General features: G+C 59.1%; 22 protein-coding genes and 7 pseudogenes. 12 read left to right on the top strand and 17 right to left on the bottom strand.

The features are described 5' to 3' along the window. Positions 1–101: 101 nt before the first annotated feature. Positions 102–1,160: a transposase gene (locus ABFT80_RS26895; RefSeq protein ID WP_347975019.1), complete on the top strand. Its 1,059-nt coding sequence runs from the start codon at positions 102–104 to the stop codon at positions 1,158–1,160. Here the strand turns inward: ABFT80_RS26895 and ABFT80_RS26890 are convergent. From ABFT80_RS26890 to ABFT80_RS26875, 4 genes are read right to left on the bottom strand one after another with little or no spacing between them, the layout of a single operon-like run. Next, entirely contained in the window at positions 1,150–1,584 is a 435-nt protein-coding gene (locus tag ABFT80_RS26890; protein ID WP_347975018.1) for a hypothetical protein, read from the bottom strand. The two genes, ABFT80_RS26895 and ABFT80_RS26890, sit on opposite strands and share 11 nt — an antisense overlap. Before the next feature lie 25 nt (positions 1,585–1,609). Beyond that, positions 1,610–1,909, bottom strand: coding sequence for a hypothetical protein (locus ABFT80_RS26885; protein ID WP_347975017.1), 300 nt, complete (start codon positions 1,907–1,909; stop codon positions 1,610–1,612). A gap of 15 nt (positions 1,910–1,924) precedes the next feature. Then, entirely contained in the window at positions 1,925–2,404 is a 480-nt protein-coding gene (locus tag ABFT80_RS26880) for a hypothetical protein (protein ID WP_347975016.1), read from the bottom strand. A 41-nt stretch (positions 2,405–2,445) separates the two neighbouring features. Beyond that, the gene (locus ABFT80_RS26875) at positions 2,446–2,814 is read right to left on the bottom strand and encodes a hypothetical protein (RefSeq protein ID WP_347975015.1); all 369 of its coding nucleotides are present in this window, start codon (positions 2,812–2,814) and stop codon (positions 2,446–2,448) included. A gap of 172 nt (positions 2,815–2,986) precedes the next feature. On the opposite strand from ABFT80_RS26875, the gene ABFT80_RS26870 reads away from it, so the two are divergent. The 3 genes and pseudogenes from ABFT80_RS26870 to ABFT80_RS26860 form a co-directional block, all read left to right on the top strand. Next, positions 2,987–3,844, top strand: a complete 858-nt coding sequence (locus tag ABFT80_RS26870) for a helix-turn-helix transcriptional regulator (protein ID WP_347975014.1) — start codon at positions 2,987–2,989, stop codon at positions 3,842–3,844. Positions 3,845–4,082: 238 nt separating this feature from the next. Continuing rightward, positions 4,083–4,348 (top strand): annotated as a pseudogene (locus tag ABFT80_RS28205) (transposase); the annotation flags it as partial. A 10-nt stretch (positions 4,349–4,358) separates the two neighbouring features. After that, positions 4,359–4,715: pseudogene (locus tag ABFT80_RS26860) on the top strand (transposase); the annotation flags it as partial. A gap of 128 nt (positions 4,716–4,843) precedes the next feature. Here the strand turns inward: ABFT80_RS26860 and ABFT80_RS26855 are convergent. The 5 genes and pseudogenes from ABFT80_RS26855 to ABFT80_RS26835 form a co-directional block, all read right to left on the bottom strand. After that, positions 4,844–5,098: a PAAR domain-containing protein gene (locus tag ABFT80_RS26855; protein ID WP_347975061.1), complete on the bottom strand. Its 255-nt coding sequence runs from the start codon at positions 5,096–5,098 to the stop codon at positions 4,844–4,846. Positions 5,099–5,165: 67 nt separating this feature from the next. Beyond that, positions 5,166–5,537, bottom strand: a complete 372-nt coding sequence (locus ABFT80_RS26850) for a hypothetical protein (protein WP_347975013.1) — start codon at positions 5,535–5,537, stop codon at positions 5,166–5,168. Then, positions 5,515–6,276 carry a hypothetical protein gene (locus tag ABFT80_RS26845; RefSeq protein ID WP_347975012.1) on the bottom strand — a complete coding sequence of 254 codons (762 nt, stop codon included), beginning with the start codon at positions 6,274–6,276 and terminating at the stop codon, positions 5,515–5,517. Before ABFT80_RS26845 ends, ABFT80_RS26850 begins: the two co-directional genes overlap by 23 nt. Then, positions 6,273–6,677: a hypothetical protein gene (locus ABFT80_RS26840; protein ID WP_347975011.1), complete on the bottom strand. Its 405-nt coding sequence runs from the start codon at positions 6,675–6,677 to the stop codon at positions 6,273–6,275. Before ABFT80_RS26840 ends, ABFT80_RS26845 begins: the two co-directional genes overlap by 4 nt. A gap of 323 nt (positions 6,678–7,000) precedes the next feature. Then, a pseudogene (locus ABFT80_RS26835) lies at positions 7,001–8,030 on the bottom strand (IS110 family transposase). A 107-nt stretch (positions 8,031–8,137) separates the two neighbouring features. On the opposite strand from ABFT80_RS26835, the gene ABFT80_RS26830 reads away from it, so the two are divergent. From ABFT80_RS26830 to ABFT80_RS26810, 5 genes are all read left to right on the top strand, one after another. After that, a complete protein-coding gene (locus tag ABFT80_RS26830; RefSeq protein WP_347975010.1) occupies positions 8,138–8,707 on the top strand; it encodes an NmrA family NAD(P)-binding protein in 570 nt (189 codons plus the stop codon). A gap of 392 nt (positions 8,708–9,099) precedes the next feature. Further along, positions 9,100–10,395: an efflux RND transporter periplasmic adaptor subunit gene (locus ABFT80_RS26825; protein WP_347975009.1), complete on the top strand. Its 1,296-nt coding sequence runs from the start codon at positions 9,100–9,102 to the stop codon at positions 10,393–10,395. Then, the gene (locus ABFT80_RS26820; protein WP_347975008.1) at positions 10,392–13,496 is read left to right on the top strand and encodes an efflux RND transporter permease subunit; all 3,105 of its coding nucleotides are present in this window, start codon (positions 10,392–10,394) and stop codon (positions 13,494–13,496) included. The genes ABFT80_RS26825 and ABFT80_RS26820 overlap by 4 nt, the downstream gene beginning before the upstream one ends. A gap of 170 nt (positions 13,497–13,666) precedes the next feature. Next, positions 13,667–14,392: a response regulator transcription factor gene (locus ABFT80_RS26815; RefSeq protein WP_347975007.1), complete on the top strand. Its 726-nt coding sequence runs from the start codon at positions 13,667–13,669 to the stop codon at positions 14,390–14,392. Beyond that, complete coding sequence (locus tag ABFT80_RS26810) at positions 14,392–15,732, top strand: ATP-binding protein (RefSeq protein ID WP_347975006.1); 1,341 nt, start codon at positions 14,392–14,394, stop codon at positions 15,730–15,732. Before ABFT80_RS26815 ends, ABFT80_RS26810 begins: the two co-directional genes overlap by 1 nt. Before the next feature lie 160 nt (positions 15,733–15,892). On the opposite strand, the gene ABFT80_RS26805 is transcribed toward ABFT80_RS26810, so the two are convergent. Then, positions 15,893–16,525 (bottom strand): methyltransferase family protein, encoded by a 633-nt coding sequence (locus ABFT80_RS26805; protein WP_347975005.1) that lies wholly within the window; start codon positions 16,523–16,525, stop codon positions 15,893–15,895. Between the two features lie 318 nt (positions 16,526–16,843). On the opposite strand from ABFT80_RS26805, the gene ABFT80_RS26800 reads away from it, so the two are divergent. Beyond that, positions 16,844–17,597 (top strand): IS5 family transposase gene (locus ABFT80_RS26800; protein ID WP_347975004.1). Its coding sequence is split into 2 segments (ribosomal slippage): positions 16,844–17,371 and positions 17,373–17,597, totalling 753 coding nucleotides; the frame shifts between segments, so codons are not numbered across the junction. A 9-nt stretch (positions 17,598–17,606) separates the two neighbouring features. On the opposite strand, the gene ABFT80_RS26795 is transcribed toward ABFT80_RS26800, so the two are convergent. From ABFT80_RS26795 to ABFT80_RS26770, 6 genes and pseudogenes are all read right to left on the bottom strand, one after another. Next, on the bottom strand, positions 17,607–18,455 hold the full coding sequence (locus tag ABFT80_RS26795) for a MipA/OmpV family protein (RefSeq protein ID WP_347975003.1): 849 nt from the start codon (positions 18,453–18,455) through the stop codon (positions 17,607–17,609). A 257-nt stretch (positions 18,456–18,712) separates the two neighbouring features. Then, on the bottom strand, positions 18,713–19,186 hold the full coding sequence (locus ABFT80_RS26790; protein ID WP_347975002.1) for a PIN domain-containing protein: 474 nt from the start codon (positions 19,184–19,186) through the stop codon (positions 18,713–18,715). Then, positions 19,183–19,818, bottom strand: a complete 636-nt coding sequence (locus ABFT80_RS26785) for a DUF433 domain-containing protein (protein ID WP_347975001.1) — start codon at positions 19,816–19,818, stop codon at positions 19,183–19,185. Before ABFT80_RS26785 ends, ABFT80_RS26790 begins: the two co-directional genes overlap by 4 nt. Before the next feature lie 981 nt (positions 19,819–20,799). Beyond that, complete coding sequence (locus ABFT80_RS26780; protein WP_347975000.1) at positions 20,800–21,105, bottom strand: hypothetical protein; 306 nt, start codon at positions 21,103–21,105, stop codon at positions 20,800–20,802. 84 nt (positions 21,106–21,189) lie between these two features. Then, positions 21,190–21,735, bottom strand: a complete 546-nt coding sequence (locus tag ABFT80_RS26775) for a LysE family translocator (protein WP_347974999.1) — start codon at positions 21,733–21,735, stop codon at positions 21,190–21,192. A gap of 467 nt (positions 21,736–22,202) precedes the next feature. Then, positions 22,203–23,012, bottom strand: a pseudogene (locus ABFT80_RS26770) (lactate dehydrogenase); the annotation flags it as partial. Between the two features lie 77 nt (positions 23,013–23,089). Between ABFT80_RS26770 and ABFT80_RS26765 the strand changes: the two are divergent. Continuing rightward, a pseudogene (locus tag ABFT80_RS26765) lies at positions 23,090–23,341 on the top strand (IS110 family transposase); the annotation flags it as partial. Between the two features lie 20 nt (positions 23,342–23,361). Here ABFT80_RS26765 and ABFT80_RS26760 read toward each other — a convergent pair. Then, positions 23,362–23,613, bottom strand: a pseudogene (locus tag ABFT80_RS26760) (IS110 family transposase); the annotation flags it as partial. Positions 23,614–23,727: 114 nt separating this feature from the next. On the opposite strand from ABFT80_RS26760, the pseudogene ABFT80_RS26755 reads away from it, so the two are divergent. Beyond that, positions 23,728–24,252: pseudogene (locus ABFT80_RS26755) on the top strand (IS630 family transposase); the annotation flags it as partial. Positions 24,253–24,478: the final 226 nt, after the last annotated feature.

The raw sequence follows: 24,478 nt of genomic DNA, 5'->3' as shown, positions 1-24,478 counted from the left end.
TTGATTTCGGCAGAAGTTACGATGCGTCGCATGTGTTCATGAGACTGTCCAAAAACTCCCTCAGCGATTCCAGAGAATAGGCGGCTGTGGTAGGATTTGCCATGGCTCATCTTTCAGGAACGGATCGCTCGCAACTGCTGCTTTTGCCGGAAGCGGTGGAGGATTATGTGGGGCTGGACAACCCGGTCCGCTTTATTGAGGCCTTTGTTGACGGCCTCGATCTCAAGGCTGCCGGCTTCGTGCGGGTTGACGCGAAGGATACCGGCCGTCCTGGCTTCGATCCCGCCGACTTGCTCAAGTTGTACACATACGGCTATCTCAACCGCGTTCGGTCGAGCCGGCGGCCAGAGGCGGAATGCCATCGCAACATCGAGGTGATCTGGCTGCTACGACACCTGAAGCCGGACTTTCGCACAATCGCGGCCTTTCGACGGGTCAACCGTTCGGCCTTCAGGAAGGTGTTTCGCGAGTTCGTCATCCTGTGCCGCCAGTTCGACCTGTTCGGGCGGGAGTTGCTGGCGGTGGACGGCACGCGCATCAAGGCGGTGAACAACAAGGACCGCAATTTTACCCGCTCCGCACTGTCGAAGTTTATCCGAGAGGCGGACGAGAAACTGGCCGATTACATGAAGTGCCTCGACGACGGCGATGCCGAGGAGGAGCATGTTGAAGGCGAAAGCGGCGGCTCCGGCGGCAAACTCGCCGAGAAGATCGCGGCGCTCAGGGACAAGCGCACCAAGCACAAGGCTATGCTGGAGGAACTGGATCGCACCGGCGAAGACCAGATCTCGCTGACCGGCCCTGATGCCCGCGCCATGGCCCGCATGACGAAGGTCGGCGTCGGCTACAACGTCCAGCTTGCCGTGGACACGAAGCACAAATTGATCGCCGAGCAGGAGGTTAGCAACCAGGTCATCGACCTGGGCCTTCTGGCGCCTACGGTCGAAGCCGCGATGGACACGCTTGGTGTCGAATGCATCGAGGGCGGTCGCCGACCGCGGTTACTTCAAGATCGAGGACATAGAAGCTTGCGAGGCAGCCGGCATCATCGCCTATGTGCCCAAGCCGCTCCGCGGTCCCGCCGTAGCTCAGGGCTTCTTTCCCAAAGAGCATGCCGTTTGCCTCCAGGAAGGCCGATATGGTCAGGGCTCAATCATTGATGGCCGTGATCTTGACGACATTACCGTCGCCCACACCTGAAAACCAGAGTTCACCGTCGCCGATCATAACGCCCTGCCAGTTGGCGAACAGCGTCGCATAGGTCTGGCCGGCGATCGCCTGCTTCACCTTGGAGGTGACAATCTTGTCGAAATCGGCGACGAAGTGAGCCGCGTCCCTGAGCTTCACGGCCCTGCCATTGATGCGCGCCTGGAACGGATAATCGACCATCGCCGCCACGGCGGCCTTGTCGTCCGACGCCACCGCCTTCTGCAGTTGCTCGAAGAAATGCCGGTATGGAGCATGCGCGCCGAACAGGTCGTCGAGGCTCGAGTCGACCTCGGCGGCGGTTTGCGCATACGTGTTCGCGGTCCCGGCCGATGCAGCCAGCATCGCGACAAAGAGTATCCGGATCGCCTTCGTCATGTTCGCCTCATTCCGGTTGTGTACGCTACCGCGTGAAGCCCTTCGCTTCCATGCAGGATTTTTCCAGTTCAGCCTGATCCATGCCGCGCACCACGCCGGAGGCCACGCCCTCTGAAATCGCGTCGCCAAAGGTCCCCGGCCGGTTGTTCGAGCCGATGGTCACTGTCGCCGCCTCGGCCTGATACTTGCATTCCGCCAAGGCCTGGTCGGCTTCGGATTTCGGCGTGTCGTCCCGGATCCATTCGCGTTCGCTGGTGGTGCAGCCGACAAGCATGAGAGTCGTTACAAGAACGATAAGCTTGGCATATTTGCTTTCGGTTTTCATCTATCTGCGTCCCTCTCAGTCGATAACGGCATGGGCAAAGCATTTCGCGAGATTTTCCGGTGCCCCGAGAGCCTTGGCCCACGCGATCAGTTCGGGCCTGTCTTCCTCGACAGCGAAGCCACCCCAGACATCCTTGAATCGCTTCTGGCCGCCAACAGCCTCGAAGAAAAAGACGCCCGGCTCGGTTTCCGGGGTCGACGCGTAGACCGCGCTCCATGCCGCGCTTGTCATGAAGTTCTGGAAATTGACGGACGACGGCTTGATCTTGACGGTCACGGAGTTCGCAACGAGCGCCGCGTAGTCATGCTTGCGCGCCTCTGTGAGGGTCGTGTCTATTCCTTTGCAAGCACCGCTGGTGGCGGAAGCCGGATCACAGGGCATAAAGCTCGCAAACGCCGCCGTGATCATGACAATACCGGGTCTCAGCCGCCTATAGAGAAGGTCCCGAGCGTACCCAATCCGCCAGCGAACACCAATGACAATACCGTGGAACATAGCTAATCTCCTCATTGCGGCACAGACACCATCGCCGTTCGTCAAGCGCGATTGAAAACGATCCCGCAGTTGTTTGCTGCGGATGCCGCTTCGATCGCCTGCATTTCTCCTCTCAGCTGCGCCACCTGTCCCGCCGTCGCATCGGTCCCGTGCGTGAAGAAGAGTGCAGGCCAGAAAATGATCACCCCGGCAGTGATAGCCACTTCATCCTCGACGCGATGACGGTTCTGGAGCCTGACGGCATCATGAGCCCGGTTGGAAACGATGCGCGCTTCTGTCACCAATTGCTGGCAACTGAGGTTTTCGTACAAGGCCACCGGCGTGTAGGTGCCTGCTATGTTTTCGGCCTTGGGCGCGCACCCGGCTACGGCTACGGCAACCGACATCGTAACGGCGATTTTGTAGTTCATATTGCATCCCCTCACATCGCCGTTGTTTGCTTCGCCAAAAGGTGCAAACACTTTGATATTGTCATCTATAACCCTGTGTGGAATCCTCCGCTTTCATGATCTTCCTCTTCGCTTGCAGGATATTCTTGCGATGCCATCGACAAACATTGAGCTCGGCAGCTGTGGCGACCTGGTGATAGCCGGCCGAAAGGCTTTGGACAGCCATGGCTTTCGTTGGCGCGGCATCGAATTCGTCCTGGCGACCGAGGATATTCGCGAACTGACGACATGGCAGTTGAAGCCCGATTTTCATTCATTGGTCGTGCATCTCGACGGGACTCTTGCGACATTCGAATCCGAGGTTGAAAATGGTCCCGTAAAGATTGGGCCGCCCAGGATCGGTGAGATCTGGATTGTGCCGGCGGCAGCTACCTACGCTGCGAAGGCAAGAGGCGCGGCCGTTCGCTATGCGGAAATGCGGCTGCCCCCTGACGCAATGTCTCGTTTGACAGGACAAGCCGTTTCTATTGAAGAGATTCCGCCCCTACTGGGAATACGTGACGAACTGATCATTGCGTGCATGCGCCGGCTTGCGGATTTGAGCGAGCGGACGGACGACGTCTCGACCATGTTCGGCGAACATCTCGTCGCTGCTTTGTGCCATCATGTCTTCGCCACCTATTCGGCCGGTGGCGAAGCTTTGGAAATCGGTGACGCATCCGCAATCTCGCCCGCCATGGCGGCGCTGCTGCGGGAATACATTCAGGACCGGCTGAACAAGCGCATACGGCTTGAAGAGCTTGCCTCTCTCACCGGTATGGCGCCCAAGCCGTTCCTCAAGGCCTTTCGCCGAGCTTTCGGCACCACTCCCGGCCAGTATGTCATCGACAAGCGCGTCGAAAATGCGCGCGCGCTGCTTGCAGACACGTCTCTCACCATAACAGAGATTGCGCTGATGACCGGGTTTTCTCATCACGCACATCTAACGCGGACTTTCAGCGGGAGATTAGGAACGCCACCCAGCCGATATCGCCATCTGCTGCGAAGCTGAACTTGTCTCCAGACGTCACCCCGTTAAGCTGCATGCAGAACACAGATTTTTTGAGCCATGTGTCCGGCGTCAGCACCAATGAGACGGAATTGGACTAATTGAGAGAGGAGGATTTCTGGATCATCGTAGCCTGTCAAAGGAATGACGATGAGACAGAAACGGACGTGACGAAGCCTTCTACCGAGAAGGTGATCAAGGACATCCGGCGCATCACTCGCAAGCAACATGGCGCCGAGGAGAGTTCGGGTTGACTGACCACTGGCAGCACATGATCGACAGCACCACAGTGCGCGGCCACTCTCAGGCAGCGGGCGCTAAAGGGGGACTCATGAGGGTTTTGGTCGAAGCCGCGGCGGCTTTACGAGCAAAATCCATGCACGCGCAGACGGTCAGGGGCGCCCTCTTGGCTTCGTTCTCACCGGCGGCGAGGTGTCCGACTACAAGGTCGTCGACGACCTGATCGCTTTGCCTGTCGCCAGACCCAGACGGATGCTGGCCGACAAGCTTCGTCGAGCACGAGACCGTGAGGCATTCCAGCGGCGAATATGTTCGTGACGCCGTCCACGTCAATTCGGCCGAAGGTTTCAACTCTCGCGTCCGTCGCACCATCGCTGGCGTCTTTCATCATATCAGCCCGCAGCATGCCGACCTGTATTTCCATGAGATCGGCTTTCGCTGGTCACAACGCGTCGTCACAGGTAATGCCGTTCGCAAAACGCGGCGCGGACGCGAAACTATTCGGACGCTCTGGTCGCGTGTGCCGCCGGCGCTGCAACTCATAAGCGTCTTTCGTGCAGCTACTGGCCGACAGATGCGCCGAAGCCCCCTCGGCGGCATTACCATCAAATCAACTGTTGCTGTCTTTGGTTGATAAAGGCCTCGTACGCTTAGAGGACATTTGTAGAACAAAGACCGGAACCTGGCGCGAATGTTGTCATCGCGCGGCACAAAATGAGGAAGAACCCTATTAACTGCCAAAAATGAGCCTGACCAAAAGTATCAGTCAAAGGTCAACCAAGGCACGCCCTGCGCGAGCTTGCCGCCATGGGAGCAGGAATCACCAAGACGAGCGATCTTGCGGCCGTCGATTGTGGCCACAGCGGAACCCGAAGCGATCGAGTTGCGCATGGGCACGCCCGTGCATAAGCACTCGTCGCCCACCGTGGCGACCGGTACGCCTTCAACGCAAAGGAACGACTGCAGCGTCTCTACTATGGGTCCACCCACATGCGGCGTCGGACCCGGATCCACCATTGGGCAGAGATGGCGGTGTCCCTTAAGCGAAACGGGACGGCTGCTCAAAGCTCGGTCTCCTTCTCGGTCACGGCATTTTCCAAACGGCGAAACCATCCGCTCGCGTTGGCCGAGCACCCATGAACTGTTTGGAGATTTCAGCCATCTTTGCCTCTTCCGTCGGCGATGGGTCAGCCACGATGGAAAGAAGTCGTTCTATCGGTCGGAGTGAGAGGTCTTGCCGAAAGAATAAGTCCAGGAGTGTCTCGATATTAGCGTGCTCCCGGATGCCATTCTTTCGACAGCGCATCGCGATCGTGCGAAGCTGAAGGCGGAGATACGGAGTGTCTGGATCGAGCCCGAAGCCTGGTTGGGCATAGCGCGCAGCCCATGCCTCGATCTGCGCGCTGAAGTCCACACGTTCTGCAATGGCGAGCTCAGTTACTCCAAGCGTGATCACGAGCGAGGTCCTCGATTCGGGCACGTTCCAGTAATAGATTGAAGTCGTGGTCGGCGTAAATCCCGGCTTCTTCGGCGTGCCACGCATGCGGGATTCGGTTCAACAATTCCATCAGCGCCGCATCGCCCTGATGCTTGCGCACCGCATCCATCAGAACGAACTGGCCACGCATGTTCGTGAACAGCAGGAACGGATCCGAGTAGTCGTCATAGAAATCTATCCGCGTCTTGCTCTTGATGGCGTCATCGGTCGGCTCCTCGTCCACATGATCGCGGACTATTTCGATGGCATTCAAGTGTTCTTCGGAGCGTCGCTCATGAGTGACCTGCCATAAAAGTTCACGAGCCCGTTCCGCTATCGTCGGATCGATGCCTGCCTTCCAGGCGTCATGATGCTTCGCCCAGTGCAGGGCGCGCTGCCAGAAATAGGGCGTGAGATCGGGTGTGTAGATGCCATTGTAGCCGTGCTGGATCCACCATTTTACAAGATTTCCGTCTTCGGCCGACGCTTCGGGTTCATAGGATGTAAGAAAGCGCTTGGCTGCTCCATGCCAGTCGAATATCCAGGCACCCACACTCTCGTCATACCATGCGTCGTCGCCTCCAAGAATTGCCCGGCGGCTATGCGCCCGGAATAGCCCCTGGTCGTGCACACGAAGGTACGACGTCTCGAAAAGCGGCGAGGAATAGCTCAGGCCAAAGATGCCGAGCATTGTACCGAGATCGGTTCCACTGATCATGCGACAAGGCCCTCCCAACAATCGGGATGTTCGAGCGGCCCGAACTTCTCCTGAAATCGTGCCATCAAGCCGCGTACGGCATGTGCGTCGAATCGAGACGAAAAGAGCGCCTTTGCACTCTGCCATTGTGTGAAGGCACCGTAGCCCCGATAGAGCGGATAGGTCAGGTCGACGAACGGATCGAGCGTCAGGCTTCCCATAAGGCGCTCTTCCCAGGCGTCCGCACCTGCCCGCACGATATCGATCTCGAAGGCGTCCACGGCCGCAAGGAGGGTGCGGTCGGCGTCCGGGTTCCGGTTGGCGGCCAAGCTGGCGGCAGGATCGTCTCCGTCGAACGCGTCCTCGAAAAACAGCGCCACCTCGCGTAGCCGGGGTGCCAATTGAAAAAGTATACCGATCACCTCATCCGATGCACATGGCAGTCAATCCGTTCGGCCAATGTTCCACAACTTGGCCAAAATCGCATATGTGGAACGGCCCGCTTGGCAAGATATTTCCTCATGTATTCCCCAGTAAGGACGGTGCGGTCATATGTCCGGCCTGTTTTCTGGCCTTTCAGCCATGGCCACGATGAGATCCGCGGAGCAAATCGCCTAATCAGCTTCTCGCGCTGTAAAGCGCTTGCGATTTTGCGGTCTGATTTGCTTCGGGATGTCGTCCCGTTGGGTTATCACAATTGGCACCTTGCCTGCCTCTCCGACTGGTCGGCCGGAAAGTTCGTTGTCTACTCCTGGACGATCATCTTCGCTCCCCGATAGCTATCGCCTCGAACGAGAAGAGCCCAGATGATGCGGGCGATCTTGTTGGCGAGTGCGACAGCGACGACCTTGAATGGGCGACGCAGCATCATGGCCGCAATCCATGGTGACGGCTGGAGGCCACGGCGAGCGAGCTTGAGGATCGACGTCGCTCCAGCGACAAGCAGCGTTCGCAGTTGCTGGTTTCCGCGCTTTGAGATCGAACCTATCCGTTCTTTTCCTCCGCTGGAATGCGCGCGTGGAGTCAACCCAATCCAGGCAGCGAAATCTCGACCGGTTCGGAAGCCAGCGGGATCCGGTACAACTGCTCGAACGGTCGCGGCAATGATCGGCCCCACGCCGGGAATCGCTGTCAGGCGTCGAGCGCTGTCGTCCTTTCTCACCGCTTCAAGGATTATTCGATCGAGCCTTTCAATGCGTGCCGTCACGGTCTCGATTTGCTCGACGAGCTCTTCCAAAGCCATTCGTGCTGCACCCGGCAATCTCAGGTCACTGTCGTCACGCACTATGGCGGCAAGGCTGATGATTCCGACCAGACCGGTCGCCCTGACAATGCCCAGTTCGGCAAGATGAGCTCTCAGGGCATTGATTGCTTGAGTGCGCTGACGGATGAGCAAATCTCGTGTTTTGAGCATCATTCCGGCAGCCTGCTCGTCCTGTGTTTTTGCCGGCACGTAGCGCATGGTCGGTCGGGTGACTGCCTCGCAAATAGCTTCGGCGTCTGCGGCGTCAGTTTTGTTGCGCTTGACGTAGGCCTTCACGTATGCGGGTGGCATCATCCGAACCGTATGCCCCAGGGCCTGAATTTCCCGAGCCCAATAATGTGCGCTGCCACAGGCTTCCATCCCTACGAGGCAAGGCTGCAGTGTGCGAAAGAAGTCCAGCACCTGCGATCGACGCAGTGCGCGACATACGATCACGTCTCCTTCTCCGGCTATGCCATGAACCTGAAACGGATTTGGCCAGATCGAGCCCGACTATGGTAATCTTCTTCATGGAGCGGTCCTTCTTCTTTGTGGCGTTTCAACACGACCACGTTAGGCACTTGATGCCGCTTGAGAAGGGCCGTTCCACCTCATCAGCTTCGGGCCGATTAGGCCGACATGGCAAGCGTAGGAGCCATTGCCGACGCCTGTAGTGGCGCGGACTGTGTTGTCTCCGCGCTCGCAGGGCTTCGCGATGTCATCATCGGAACGCAGACGACGTTGTTGAACGCCGCTATTCGGGCCGGCGTTCCGCGCTTTATCCCATCCGATTTCTGCACCGATTTTGCCGATTTGCCGGAAGACGAAAACCGCAATATCGACCTTCGCCGCGAATTTCACGAGATTGTGGACGCCGCTGCGATAAGCGCGACATCGATCCGCATCGGTGCTTTTGCAGAGGTCCTCTCTTACAACATACCGATCCTGAACTATAAGGACGGGACGGTCGGGCATTGGGGTGACCCTGATCACCTCATCGACTTCACAACAATGAACGACACGGCTGCGTTCACCGCTGCCGCTGCGGTTGATCCGACGACACGGGCCGTGTTGCGGATCGCCAGCTTCCAGGTCAGTCCTGCCGATCTGGTTGCGTTCACTGGAAAAGTACTCGGATCTCCCTTCGGCCTCGGACGGATGGGGTCGCTCGAAGACCTCCAGGCCAAGAATAAAACGGATCGCGCCTGATCCCGCCGGAGAAAATGAACTCTGTTCGGGATGGCAACGCCAGCAGTATCTCTACACGATGCTCACGGTGACCAAGCGCGATCTGGCCAATGACCGCTATCCGGATGTCAGCTGGACCCCGATCGAGGCCGCGGTTCCCCTGAAGGATTTGAAGCAGGCATGAACCGTCGCGTCCGCGCGCGGTCTGTCCCTACGGCCACCTGCCGCACCGACAAAATCGTCTTGGCGTCCGGCACCTTGGCGCACGCACCCGAGCGCATTGACTGTGGAGCTGTATGTAAGACGGCAGGAACGCTCTGTCTTGCACACCGAAAGTGGGGCTTCGTAACATTTCGCAATGTGATCACACAACGCGCCTTACGCCGATCTCTAGAGTCCCGTTGCAGCACTCGATGAAGTCATCGTCGGCGACGCAACAGAAGGACTCGAACATGAAACATCGCGTTGCAACCAAACTGCCGAAGGTCTGGTGCGCAAGGATGGTTCTCGCTTTCTTCCTGAGCGCGTTGATCGCACCAGTTCTCGCCGTCGAAGCCGCTGCGCAGGAACCAAGGCCTGTCACGGTCGTCGCGGCCCGGCAAGGCGCCGTTACCGACAGGATAGCGGTTGTCGGCACTCTGGTTGCGCGTGAGGAAATCCGCGTCAATCCGTTGGTGCGGGAAAAAGAGATCCGACAGATTCTGGTGGAGGCCGGCGAATTCGTGGAAAAGGGGCATCCGCTTGCCATCCTCGACGATACGGATGCCGGCATGCTACTTGAACGGAATGTCGTGCAGGGGCGTCGCGCCGAAGCGGCGATCGCGCAGGAACGCAGCCGTGTCGAAGCGGCGCTGATTACCGAGCGCGAGGCGGGCATGCTTCTGGAGCGGAGCCGGTCGTTGCAAGCGAGGGGCGTCGTTTCGCAACAGGTCCTCGACGAACACGAGAACTCCCACGCACGCGCCTTGTCGCAACTCGAGCTCGCCCGTCAGTCACTGGCGCTGGCCGAAGCCGATCGTGGGCTGATCGAGCGCGAACGCATCGAAATCCAGCTCACGCTTGAACGCAGCACGGTGCGCGCTCCCGCATCCGGCCTCGTGCTTGCCCGCAATGCTCGGGTCGGCGCGATGACGTCGTCGTCGGGCGATCCGATGTTCGTCATCGCCGAGGACGGCGACATCGAGATGGAGGCCCGCGTAAGCGAAACCGGCTTCGTCCGTCTCAGGGAAGGCATGCCGGCCGAGATCCACGTCGCCGGGAGAGCCCAGCCGCTGGCCGGCCGTGTCAGACTAAGTGCCGCACAACTCGATCCGGAGACACGGATGGGAACGGTGCGAATTGACCTTGCCGATGGCGAAGGCCTGGTCGCCGGGGCTTTCGGCCGAGGCACCATCAACGCGTTGCAGCGCAGGAACATCCTGCTGCCGGGGACCGCGGTGGAAAGCCGCCGCGGCGTCCACAGCGTCTATGTGGTGGACGACGATATCGTGAGCCTGCGCACCGTGACGGTGGGCCTCCAGCAGGGAAATCTCCGTGAGGTTCTCGATGGATTGACCGAAGGCGAACTGGTGGTGCTGAAGGCAGGAGGCTTCCTGAAGGCCGAGGAACGCATCGAGCCCGTCGTCGCCGGTTATCTGGGGTTTTCCGGGCCGGAACTATCGACGTTCCGATCTTCAGTTGCCGAAATCACGGGGGCGACGCTGCGATGAATACCAACATCTCGGCCTGGGCGATCCGCAATCCCCTGCCCTCGATCCTGTTGTTCGCGATCCTGACTATCATCGGTCTCTACAGCTACAGCCGGCTCCCCGTCACCTATTTCCCGACAATCAACGAGCCGCAGGTCAGCGTCACGATCGAGCGGCCGGGCGTGACCCCGACGGAGCTGGAGACGGAACTTACGAGGCCTGTCGAGAATTCGATCGCTTCATTGACCGGCATCAAGAAGATGACGTCGACCCTTAGCGAGGGACGATCGACCACCACTGTGGAATTCGAGCTAGGCGTCGTATCCACGGACCGCGCCATGGCGGACGTGCGCGATGCCATCGCCAAGATCCGCTCCGACCTCCCTGCTGATATCGACGAGCCCGTCATCGAACGGATAGAGGAGGAGGCCCAGGCCGTCGCAACCTATGCCGTCTCGAGCCGGAACATGACGGCGGTGGAAATTTCCTGGTTCATCGACGACGTGCTGGTCCGCGAACTGCAGGGGCTTGGCGGAGTCGGCCGCATCGACCGCGTTGGCGGAGTCGACCGGGAAATCCACGTCGAGCTGGATTCCGACCGGCTTCATGCGTTTTCGTTGACCGCGAGCGCCGTGAACGAAAGCCTCATGACGACACAGCTCGACCTCTCGGGCGGGCGCAGCGAGATCAACGGCCGCGAGCAGTCGGTGACCACCAACGCCGCTGCAAAAAGCATCTCCGACCTTGCAGACCTGCGGATCGCCCTGCCGGACGGCAATCACATCAGGCTCGGCGAGCTCGGCACGATTGACGACACGATCGCGGAGCCGCGGGTCTTCGCTGCCCTCGATGGCGCAGACATGGCCGGCCTTTCCATTTTCCGCTCGCAAGGAGCGAGCGATATCAGCGTCGCGGCAGCCGTCGCCGTCGCCGTCAGCGATCTTGGCGCCCGGTATCCCGATGTGGATTTCAGCCTCGTCGCCGAAAGCGTCTCTTACACGGCAGGCAACTACCGCGCGGCAATGAACACGCTACTCGAGGGCGCCGCACTGGCGGTGGTGGTGGTGTTCCTCTTCCTGCGCGACTGGCGCGCAACGCTCGTCGCGGCCGTCGCCCTGCCGCTTTCGATTATCCCGACCTTTTTCGTCATCGACATGCTGGGCTTCTCGCTCAACATCATCAGCCTGCTGGCGATTACGCTGGTCACCGGCATTCTGGTCGATGACGCGATTGTCGAGATCGAGAACGTCGTGCGTCATCGCAACATGGGCAAGTGCGCCTGGCGCGCCGCGCTGGATGCATCCGACGAAATCGGGCTTGCCGTGATCGCAATCTCCGGGACCATCATCGCCGTATTCGCGCCGGTCGGCATGATGAGCGGCGTCGTCGGCCTTTACTTCAGAGAATTCGGCCTGACAGTTGCCATCGCCGTGTTCTTCTCGCTTCTGGTGGCGCGAATGATCACGCCGGTCATGGCCGCGTACTTCATGACGACCGAGCCGCCGAAGGAACAGCAAAAAGGCCTGCCCGGACGAACCTACGAGCGTTTCCTGCGGTTCACCTTGCGCCGCCGCTGGATGACGGTCGTCCTCGCCGTCGGCTTTTTTGTTCTGTCGATGATATCGCTGACGTCCCTTCCGACCGCTTTCCTGCCGGAGGAGGACACAGGCCGGCTGACGATGTCCGTCGAGCTGCCCTCCGGGTCGACGCTGGAGGAAACGCGGCTGGTTTCCGACGAGATCGTCCGCCGCATCGGTACGATCGACGAGGTCGTAGGCGTGTTTGTCCGGGGCGGGACAAGCCCGACCGGCCAGCGGGACGTTCGCCACGCCGCCGTTTCGACCAACCTCGTCCATAAATCGGAACGCGCCAGATCGTCGTTTGCCATCCAGGCGGACATCGAGAAAATCCTGTCGACCATTCCGGATGTTCGCCTCCAGTTCCTGAATGCCCGGGGCGGTCGCGACATGTCGTTCGCAGTCCTCAGCACCGATGGCGAGGCCGCACAGGAGGCGGCCGATACGATTCTGGCGGAAATGGCGCTCGACGGCGCTTACGTCAATCCGAGCTCGGATACCGCCGCCATGCGTCCCGAGCTGCGCATGGATGTTCAGGCGGACAAGGCGGCCGTTCTCGGCGTCTCGCCCGCGGCGATCGGCCAGACCATCCGGGTCTCGACAATCGGCGATCTGAACAGCCGCCTGCCGACCTTCATCGACGGATCACGGCAGATTCCGATCCGTTTGCAGTTGAGCCGCGAGGCCCGTGACGACATGCCGACGCTCGAACTGCTCGGCGTGCCCACGGCGAACGGCCAGCATGTGCCGCTTTCCAGCCTCGTCGACTTCAGCTTCGACCAGACGGTTTCCGCCATCGAGCGCCTCGACCGCGAAAGGCGTATCGAGATCGGCGCCGACATGGCCGAAGGAATGACCTCCGGGCAGGGTCTGGATCGTCTCCGCCAACTGGAAAGCGTTCGAAATCTGCCGGATGGCGTGCGGATTCTGGAAACCGGCGATTCCGATACGCAGGGAAGCGTGTTCGAGAGCTTCGCTGTCGCGATGGCTTCGGGAATCACGCTTGTCCTCGTCGTCCTGATCCTGCTTTTCGGCAGCGTGCTGACACCTTGGACCATTCTTGCGGCCCTGCCGCTTTCCATCGGGGGCGTCGCCGCCGCGCTCCTGCTGACGGCAAGCGCAATCTCGCTTCCCGTCGTCATCGGCATCCTGATGCTGATGGGCATCGTCAGCAAGAACTCGATCATGCTGGTGGATTTCGCGGTCGAGCGCGAGGCCCATGGTCTTTCACGCTTCGACGCCATCGTCGAGGCCTGTTCCGAGCGTGTCCGGCCGATCGTCATGACGACGCTCGCCATGAGCGCCGGAATGGTACCATCGGCCTTGGGCATCGGGGACGGCGGCGAGTTCCGGGCTCCGATGGCGATCTCCGTGATCGGAGGCCTTCTGGTCTCGACGGTGCTGTCGTTGGTCGTCATCCCCGCCCTTCATCTCATCGTTTCGAATTCCGGCGACCGCCTGACACAGATCTTCAGGCCCTTCCTCCAGTCGGGCGAGATCCATGCAAGTGAATCCGGGGCCGCCGGAAAAAGCACCGTCGGCTGACCGATGGTGCTTTGAAAGGAGCCGGGCAGCTCGCCCCGGGGCTGCCCGGCTTTCACTATGATCGATATCCGTTCCTAATTTGCAAATCGCAACAAAACTTAACAAAGTGAAACAAACGCGCAGGCCCCCTACCCTCATGTTGCGCGGATTGACGCAACGGGACAGATGACATGCAGGCGAACGGCGCAAAAGGCTCGCGGATACTGATTGTGGAGGATGACCCGGAAATCGGCCGGCTTCTCGCGGAAACCATCAACGACAACGGCATGACGGCCAGCGTGGCCGAAGATGGTTACGCGATGTACGCGCTGATGAGAAAGCAGGAATTCGACCTGATTATTCTCGACGTGATGCTACCGGGCGAGGACGGCATCAGCCTTTGCCGCCGAATCCGCTCGGAAAAAACCATTCCGATCATTCTCCTGACGGCGCTCGGTGAAGAAGTCGACCGGATTGTCGGGCTTGAGGTCGGGGCCGACGACTACATCACCAAGCCGTTCAGTCCTCGCGAGGTGGTGGCGCGCATCCGCAGCATTCTCCGGCGCGCGTCATATGGTCTTGTGAGTAACAACAGGCAATGCCCGCTTCGCTTCGAGGGGTGGCAGATCGATCCGTTGCGCCGTCAGGTTCATGACCCGAGCAATGCCCGTGTAACGCTCACGACCACGGAGTTCGATCTCCTGCTCGCCTTTTGCCGCAATCCCGGGCGGATCATTACACGCGAAGAGCTTCTGGCGTTGACGCATTCGGGCCTTGCCGGACCGACCGAACGCAGCGTCGATGTCCATCTCAGCAGGTTGCGGCAAAAGATCGAGATCGATCCTAAGGAGCCGGTTCTTTTGAGGACGGTGAGGCTTGGCGGCTATCTCTTCACAGCCGCCGTAGAGGAAGCCTGATGGGCATTCCGCTATCTGGCCCGCGGACAATTCGCGGCCAGATCATACTCATCGTCGTGTTTGCGATCGCATTCGTTGTTACGACGGCCCGGCTTCTCGACAGGATCGACACCTTCGAATACGTGACGACAGCCGATGTCGACATGATCGGCCAACGCGCGCTCACCTTGTCGCTGCTGCTTCAGGGTGCGAGTTCCGACGATCGGCAACGCATCATAGCGCGAGCGGCCGAGGCAGGCATGGAGGTTGACATCGTCAGCCGCCAGGAGATCGATGCGCTTCCTAGGCCGGAAGATTTCCAGTCCCGAATCGGCCGGCTTATGACCTATCTCTTCCCACCCGACACGGATCTGCCACCCGGGGCGAGCATGATCATGTATGAAACGCGCCAGGCGTTCGCCATGCCGATCGACGACGATGAAGCGCTGATTTACCGGTCAGTTCCGGATACGATGCTGACCACGGATCTGACCGGCCCGGTATTTTACTACTTCCTTTCATTTGCGACGCTGGTCGGCCTTTTCTCTGTTTTCGCGGTTCGTGCCATTACCGCGCCCCTGAAATCGATCGCCGGCAAATTGCAAGATACAGAGGCGTTCCTCGCCCAGCCGCAACCTCTCGAAGAGACCGGAAGCATCGAGATCGTCGAGCTGACGCGAGCCCTGAATGAAATGCGCTCACGCATCCGGCAGATGATGGAAAGCCGGACGAGGATGCTTCGTAGCGTCAGCCACGATCTCAGGACCCCGCTCACCCGTGCGCGCATGCGGGCCGAGCGCATCAAGGACGAGAGAGTTCGCGATCAGATCCTTTCGGATATCGCGCAGGTCAACACACTCATCAACGCAACGCTGGATTTTCTTCGGGACGATCGCAAAACCGAGAAATGGGAACGCACCGATATCGCTAGCGTCTTGCAGACGATCTGCTCCGACTTTTCCGATATGGGAGGCGCCATCGCCTATGAGGGGCCGACAAGGTTGATCTGGCCCTGCAAGCCGAGCGCTCTCGCCCGCGCAATTACCAATCTTTGCGAAAACGGACTGAAATTCGCTACGCAGGTGAAAATGGTCCTGCGGGAGGACGGCTCATCCCTGAGGATCGAAATCATCGACAACGGACCAGGAATTCCCCAGCAGTTCCGCCATCAGGTGCTGGAGCCATTCTTCAAGATGGATGCGGCGCGAACGCGCGGGATCGATCAGACCGGCTTTGGTCTTGGCCTTTCGATTGTCGATGAGATTGTTCGCGACCACGGTGGCAGCATTGCCTTTGATGACAACGTTCCCCAAGGCTTGAAAGTCTCGATCGTTCTTCCGAGCCGTGACGCGCAGCACTAGAAGCCCAAGGCCATTCGCGGTCGGTAGAACACCTTATTTGACAAACGACTGTCGCTCGTGATCCCGGCCCGCACAGCCCGCGGCACTCTAAACCGCTTCGGCGGGCGGGCACGATGCCTGGTGTGCGGACCAGCTTGTGACATGAACTCGTTGCACGACCTCAAGGAAGCTGCAGTAGTGGAAGTCCGGCAACAGCGGATTGCAGCCAATCGATACCCCTGATCAGTGGCACAAGCGGCAGGAAGAACAACGCGTCGAGGACCGTCTGCCTCCATCGAACTGGATTGATCCTGAGCTCCGTTGGTTCCTCCCAAAGCCGAAAATTGGGTACGAAGCGCGGGACCGAACTGCAGTATGAGTCAAATTGCGAGCCGTGAATCTGCCGCAAAGCGGATTCTTCCTGTCTGACCACCGCGGTGAAGATCACGTAGGCAGAAACCAGGAAAAGCGACGTGATGATCAGGCTGCCTGTCTGAGCACCAAGACCCGTCAACGCGACCAACGAAAAGAAGTAGAGTGGGTTGCGCACCAAGGAGTACGGGCCGGTTGTGACCAACTCCCGGATTTTGCGGCCGCCGATATAGAGCGTGCACCATGCCCGGCCAAGGATAGCCATGAAAATCAGGAATACGCCAACTCCCTCCATCAGTTCCCGTGGCCAGGACCCCGGTTGCACAAGGCCTGTCGTTAAGACCAACAACGGCAACATGAGCAGCATTGTGAGGCGAATTCTGGTCTTCCGGCGCAACTGCGTCACGCCGAGGCTGCGGTGAAGGGTGGCGGTATCGGCCATAGTCAATCTCCAGGAGCGTGCGAACGGAAAGGCCGTCCGGATACCGTCCTGATAGGCGGGGTCGCTGCCGCGGCAGATTATGTTCTGTGTCGATATATTAAGGCTGGTTTCGATCTGCGTCGGGCACCTTGTTGGCGCCCAAAGATAAGCCGAGGCCGATTTCCGAATTCGGCCTCGGCTCGGCGTGCTTGGGCACCAACTCCCGCACGAGGGTGCTTTTCGGTTGAAAATTGATGATCCGAACTAGGGTCCGGACCCATAAAGGGGTTCGTTCGAGCGGCTTGATGTGATTCACCGTCTCCGAGAGGAGGGAGAAGGATGAATCAGGACCACTTCTGGCTGACGGACGCTCAGTTTGCGAAGCTGAAGCCGCATCTTCCAACCGACACCCGCGGCAAGCCACGTGTGGATGACCGTCGGGTGATCAGCGGCATCATTCATGTCATCAAGAGCGGTGGACGCTGGGTCGATGCACCAGTCTACGGCCCAAGGAAGACTCTCTACAATCGTTTCCAGCGCTGCGCCGCCAAAGGGATCTGGAGCGGCATATTCGATGCCTTGGCTAATGCTGGCGGGGCACCGACGCAACTGCTCATCGATTGCTCAGCGGTTTGTGCCCATCGCAGTGCGGCGGGTGGAAAAAAGGGGAACTCAACCAGGCCATCGGCAGATCGCGGCGGGCGCACCACCAAGATCCACGCCCTGACAGATGGGATGTGCAGGCCCGTCGCCTTCCTGTTGACGGGCGGCCATGTCGCCGATTGCACGGCGGGCGAACTGCTGATCGATCGGATGCCGCCCACGTCCCTCCTGAACGCCGACAAGGGCTACGATAGCGACGCCATCCCGTCGCCAGGTCAAACAGCGCGGCGCTTTCGCCAATATCCCACCGAAAGCGAACAGGAAGTGGAAGAACTGCTTCTCCCCGTATCTCTATCAGGACCGCAACACCATCGAACGCATGTTCTGCAGGCTCAAGGACTTCCGTCGCATCGTCATACGCTGCGACCGGCTCGCTACCAACTTCCTGGCAGCAATCTGCATCGCCGCAACCGTCAGCTACTGGTTATGAGTCTGGACCCTAAAACTTGTAACCCACCCCAAACATCACCGATGGCTGAATCTTTTCTTCGACGATCGGACTATCGGCAGCATCCGCCGTCAGAATGCCAAGCCCTGCTCCACCTCGAACCAGCCAGTTATCGGTGACCATGTAAGTGGCCGTGGCGGAAAAATCGACACGCTTCAGCCCGGCTTTGGCTTCGTATTGAGGTAGCCCTGAGGCTGCGGACTGGGCAGCATTGATGCCGAAGTAGGATTCCATGTGATTGTCGTCCGCCACGGTTGCCGAGACGCCGGCGCCAAGGATAAGCCTCTCCGTCACCGGAGCGCTGTAGTCGATCCCGAAGGTTCCGATCAGGCTTTCGCTTCTGCTGACCGTCTTGTCGATTGCCGCATAGAATTCAAGCGGACCCCAGTTATATCCCACCCTTGCGCCGACGGTCGCCGCAAAGTTGACATCGCCGAGGCCACGCAGCATATCGTGATCATCTTCGCCACGGCCCGTTTCATAGCCAAGTCGGCCCGCAAACGAGAAACCACTGTGCTCAAGGACTGTGACGGACAGGCCGCGAGGATCGACTTCCACCCAGCCGCCGTAGTTGATCACAATCATCGGTATCGGACTGATCTTGAAGTCGCCGCTGCCCTCATATTCTGGCTCATACATCGCTCCACCGCCAACAATGACAGACCACTTGCTTTTGGTCGGCTCCGGGCCAAATCGCCTTTCGTCAAAGTCGGGCTCGGGAAACTGGTCGGTACTGGCAACATCAGCGGCACGAGCACCCGTCGTCACTGCCAGAACGGCTAAACCTGCACTTATCGCGAATGGCTTGAGAAGCGGCCGAAATTCCTTGACGCACAGCATGTTTGCTCCAAATGAGTTGACCAGCCGGTGCTGACATCAGCGGTTGGCGGTGTTCGGGACCCCATCACTCCTTCCCACGGGGGCGTCCCGGCATGTGTGTTGTTTTGTTGCGGTTTGTTACAAAACAGGATGGCGAGACGTTCCCAGGTGGCGCGCCAGACCACGGTGATCCGATTGCATGCGCCTCCCCTTCTCTGGCCAGCACTTGATGAAAGCCATGGCGAGAGCGTCTCCAGATAAGACAATGAACGCGCCGGCTACGGGACGCGGTCCCTCACCACAAACGCCTGCCTGGCGCCAGAATAAGGCGCCTGCCACATTGGGCTTTTTGGCAAGATAGCCGTTGTCGAGACGACGTTGACAAGTCGATCAACGAAGACGCGACGCTGAACGAGACCGTAAATCCGGGCGGTTGCGGCGAGGACCATGTCCCAGCGATCCTTGTTCTTGGCGCCGAGCATTCGCGTCCATTCCTCCACGACCGCTGCGTCGACGGGAAGGATCCGATCGGTGAAGGTCTTTTCGAGCACCGTGATAGCCTTGAACAAGACCGCCGCCCTGTCCGGGTCGCGGCGCTTCAGCATTTCCGCGCCGCAGCGCTTTTCGAACAGGGTCGCGACACTCAGCCTGAGGTCTGCATCGTCGACGGTGGCGAGCCACTTGCGGACATTCGCATTGCCCCGCGCGCCGAATTCGCGGAGGACATTCTCGTCGATCAGATAGGCGGTCACGGAATCCTGCGCGGCGCTATCTCGGCCGCCGGCGCGTCTTCGTCGAATGCGCCGAGGTCGGCCAATTCAGCGAGCGCACGCTTCAGGCTCCGGGCGGGATAGGGCCGGCCGCGCCTGGGATAGGCCTTCGCGTATTCGATCGCGGACGCCACCTGCTTCGGGATCAGCGATGGAAAGTCCGCCACGATCTCTTCGACGGGCTGCGTGCGCGCCAGGGCCGCCACCATGTGAACGGGAATGGTAGTGCCACTAATGAGCGGGTCGCCCCCGTCGTCGGCCTTTACCCACAGGCGGTGTTCCTCGAGGCGTCGGAGCCGGCCTTGGAGGTCGGCGTCGACCTTGCCCAGATCGAGCACGAGCTCTCCAAGCGAGACGCGATGGACGTCGGCGGAAAGCTGACGAATTGCCTCGTAGAGGCGACGGCGACCGGCGGGCGTCAGATCCTTTTCGAGCCGGTCGGCAACCAGGAGGAAGCGCATCTCCGCGGGTCCTAGCAGGCGCTGGACGGCGCTGCCGACCCGGCGCTGGCGCGCGCGGATCACGCCCGTGTCGACGGCTTTGTTGAGCACGGTGGTCGACCGGTTGAGAACGTAGCCGGCCTCGGTCAGCGTGAGCGCTTCGGCCGCGACCATCAGCGTGGCCTGAAGGCTCGAACGATCGAGGTGGGCGGCGCGACGAACCGTGCGGGCTCGTCTACCCAGAGCTTTGTGACCTGCACGAGCTGCTCAACCGCCGTGCCGGAGAACTGGCCTCATTCCGGCGCGTCTCCAAGTGGCTGCCTCGAAGACGAAAGATTGACTATGCTCCAAACCGGATATCGTCCAACTGGGAAGTCAACGATGCGATGACAATCTCGACGTCGTCATAAATATTATTGAAGAACAGTCTATCGAGACCGCTAGTAACATAATAACTCAACTCGAAATTATCCGTTATTATCATAAATCCAGACAGTCACTCCCGATGCATCCTCAAAACATCCAGCGCAGCACTGCGCGGCGTTCATTGATGTACATAAATCTAACAGAACGCCTCATCAAAATGCAACCGTATCGTTGTGTCAAAATTCGCCAAAGGCGCAAAAGTTGCATTCGTTGCATCAAATTGCGCGCCTCTTTAATAATTGCAGGGATGATCATGCACGTGCGCTTCAATCGACTTTTTTTGTTCACCTGTTGGTTTCACGCGGGACTGAGCCGGTTTTTCCACCGAGAAGTGAGCCGCCTCTAAGTATGGTTTTCTGATCAGGGTTTTGGTCAAGCGATTGGCTTTGTCACCTTTTCTTCTGTGCTGCGGCGGCCGAGCTGGCTTTGAAGCGGAAGCTGTCGTTTCAGCTGGAAGCAGATGTCACGATGGATTATCTGCCCTCAGGACTTGAAGTTGCTCTGACAGTGCCGCTCGAAGTGGAACGCCTTGTGCCAAAATATTCGCAGCGCGGCTAAGGCTTTCGGTGACGAAACCACAAGGTCGTCTGGCAACGCCTCTGACATACAATTTATTTTTTCTGCGACGATGCAATTCTTTCTGTGACATAGTGGTCAAACAGGACATGACGACTCCGACCGGTCATGGTCTTGACCAGACTGAAGGTAGGCATCCTTGCTCCGATGCGTCTAAATCGACTTTGGCAGTGTCACTTTTAAGAGCAATCCGCCCGATGGCATATCAGAGAGGCGGCCGCCAAGCGTCTTCTGGCGCGGGAACCTCATGGCGATCAGCCCGATTGCCGCGAAGGGCACACATGACGCGAAGATCCATCGGGCAACCTTCGCAGCGTCTGCGGCCGTCTCAATAGACAGCAGACCCGAGGCATTCGCCACGATCCCTACATAGGCCGTGCCGAGAGCGTAGCCGAGCCTCTGTATCGTGGGGATCGCTCCAGAAATTCGCTGGACCTCGTTGGCACCGGCGAGCCCCATCGTTCGCCTGAGAATGAATGTCCATGCCGTCCCGAAGCCGCCGCCCTCCATGGCCGCGAATACGGCGATCAGCTTGGCTGAAGTTCATGTTCCAGCGCCGTGCAAAGTCGAAAAGCAGGCTAAGAAATCAGGAATTGTGCGCCAGAATTTGCAATTCGGACGTCGCGAAGCGCCCAGCAGGATAAGTTGCACCGTGAAGGAGCTTTCGCCGCCTCGTGTGATGAACTGAGGCACGAACGCTGTGAACAGCAGAACAGCCTTGGGATTGGTCATGGCAACTAGGAACTCGCGCCGCGCCAGAGCGTAGGCTCCCTGCGCGCCGCGAGTGCCGCCTACGGACCCGTGGTCGCGGGCGACTATCATCGTAATGCCGAGATAGGCGAGGTAAACGACGCCCACCCATTTGACGATCTGGAAGGCAAGTTCGGATGCCTCCAACAGTGCGCCGAGGCCCACAATGACCATTGCGATCATGATACCGAACGCGATGCATCGCCCAAAGAGCGCGATGGTCGAAGGCAGGAAACCTTGCCGACTGCCGTTAGCAAAGGCGAGAAGGTTGTTAGCACCCGGCGAGGTCGCCACGAGCACCGCCGCCGGAAGAACAAGCAGGATTTGAGCTAATGTCATAGTGAAATCCCACCTTGGATCAGGTGGCTAGGCGATGCAAGCAATGAGATTGTAGGCGAAGACGAGTATCGGGCCGACTGACGCGGCCTGTTTGGAGAGCAGATTCCAACTTGCATGTATGAGGGATGCAAGAACAACAAGTAGCAGCGAGGCAAATGCCATCGAGACCCCCTTTCGCGCCTCCGGGGCTGGTTGATCTCGACGTCTCCGCCTCTGGGAGTTTGCCCCTCGGGTGCAGCCGTGGAACTCTCACGGTTTCTGCAACGCTCGGTCCAGCAACGGCGCTGCCGTCCGGACCCTAGTTGCCCCTCGGTCGATACCAGAACGTTAGTCGATCCGACCGGGCGCGATCAAGAGCCGTCGCAAATCCCGACTTTTGTTTCGATTGTTCGTTTGATGTTTAGGGAGTCGCAGAATGCCGATCTCTGCGACGTCCTTTCAAGCGACGTCTGGTGCCGAAGCGGAGGTCACACGGCCTTCTTGAGTGTAACATTCGTGGCTTCGATATCCTCTGCGGGGGCCTTCTTGATTTCATCGAGCTGCCGCCGCTTGTCGGCCAGTTCGCTGGCGAAGGCGAACTCGCCTGCCTCGCCACGCGACCGATAGGAAGTCAGCCGACGGCGCGCATCGGCAAGGCGTTGGCGATAGCGCTCCTGTTCCCCTTCGAAGTCGCCGAGTGCATTTTCCAGGCGCGAGACGGCTCCGAGTGGAGTGACGGTAATCGCCAGCTCGACCTCATGATCGGCACCGGTGCGAATCAGCATGGTAGTGTAGCGATAGCCGTCCCTGCCGAAGCGCTGACCATCAAATTCGAGATCGAAGCCGCCGATCGAGGCGATAACGGTGTCGCCCTCCTGCTGGAGCTGCACCAAGGTCAGAATCTCCTTCATCAACGCCCTGCCAGCCTCCTTGCGTTCCCTGTATGTTTTGTCCGTGACGGTCATGGCGAACACGTCGCCCGTGGTCGGAGCCAACCGCTGGATGTCCTGACCGATTTCAGCGCCACGCCTGGTCGAATACTCGATGTCACGCTCGGCATCACGGATCTGGCGGCGCACAGCGTGCTGGTCGTCGATATGGGCTGCGCGCAAACGCTCCAGCCGGGCAATGTCGGCCTCCAGCCCCGCCTTCTGCATCAGACGCTGATCGCCGCTCGCGATGGCCTTCGCCATTGCGAACTGACTGGCCTGGCCCTCGCCCATATCCTCGAGCCGGGGGATGGATGTATCGCCCGAAAACGCCGCGGCGATGAACCGGGCCTTGCGCTCATTGTTCTGATGGGGTGGACGCCCCTCGACGGCATCCTGAGCCAAAAGTGATAAGCTATCTCATCCACAACCGAAGGAGCTTTAGCATGAACATAGGCACAATTGGATTGGATTTGGCAAAGAACGTATTTCAGGTTCACGGAGCCGATGCTTCCGGCACGCCTGTCCTGCGAAAGAAACTGCGCCGCGACAGTGTTTTGGAATTCTTCGCACGTCAGCCCCCTTGCCTCGTCACCATGGAAGCGTGTGGCGGAGCTCACTACTGGGGACGTGAGATCGGAAAGCTCGGGCATGAAGTCCGGCTTATTCCACCCGCTTACGTTAAATCGTTCGTGAAGTTATGGCGAGGTGAGCATAACTTCACGTACGGACGAACATATTCGGGTGGAATAAGCCGAACGTCATGCCCCTGAGACCGCAACTGCCGACCAACATGATGGGCACCGCAGCATGCTTCCATTGCCATTATGCAGGACGGTAGGGTTGAGCCGAGTTTGACAACACCCTCACGGGGCAACCGCCGCCGAAGCACGACTTGGCCGCGCTCGTCCAGTCCGACAACGCTGCAGCTGTTCTTTCCTAGATCAATACCTAACACGGCTATCCGCATTGCTCTGCTCCTTGTTAAATCCCTTCATGCAGAATGCACGACCCGGGAGGGAGGGGCGAGCCATTCCATAACTTCCCCGCCGCAGTGGCAGAGGTCGCCGTCGGTCCCGCCAAGGGCAAGGTGATCGAGATCTGGTTTCAGGACGAAGCGCGTATTGGGCAAAAGAACAAGATCACCCGCCGCTGGGCCAAGCGTGGATCAAGGCCATCCGCACCGCACGACCAGCGAACCCACTCGGCCTATATCTTCGGCGCGATCTGACCTAAACACGGCAAGGCCGCCGCTCTCGTCATGCCTTGGTGCGATACCCATGCCATGAACCAACATCTGATCGAAATCTCTCGAAACGTCGCCGACGAAGGGCACGCCATTCTGATCATGGACCAGGCAGGATGGCACATGTCCAACAACTTGGCCGTCCCCGAAAACATCACCATCCTACCCCTGCCGCCGAAATCACCCGAACTCAATCCCGTCGAAAACATCTGGCAGTTCATGCGTGAAAACTGGCTCTCGAACCGCGTCTTCAAATCCTACGAGGATATCGTCGACCACTGCTGCCACGCTTGGCGAACACCGCAGGACCGACCTTGGAAGATCATGTCCATCGGTCAGCGGCAATGGGCTCATAGGTTCTGATCAATGAGGGTTGGTATTACAGCGAAAACGCTGCGGGAACTGCTTTCTGGCCTGGGGTCTTGAAGGGATGCGAACCGTTGAACAGTAATTTGGCAGAGTGAAATCTCGATAAAACAGTCAATTAGGTTGAAGTGTCGATATTGTATGATTTTCTTGGTTCGACATGTGGCGGCGTCATCCAACCTTTGTTCCATCATGCCATAACAGCGGTGGCAATCACCCTAGC

The sequence above is a fragment of the Foliimonas ilicis genome (assembly GCF_039939195.1).
Lineage (GTDB): Bacteria > Pseudomonadota > Alphaproteobacteria > Rhizobiales > Rhizobiaceae > Foliimonas > Foliimonas ilicis.
This window is presented reverse-complemented; position numbering and strand designations above follow the sequence as displayed.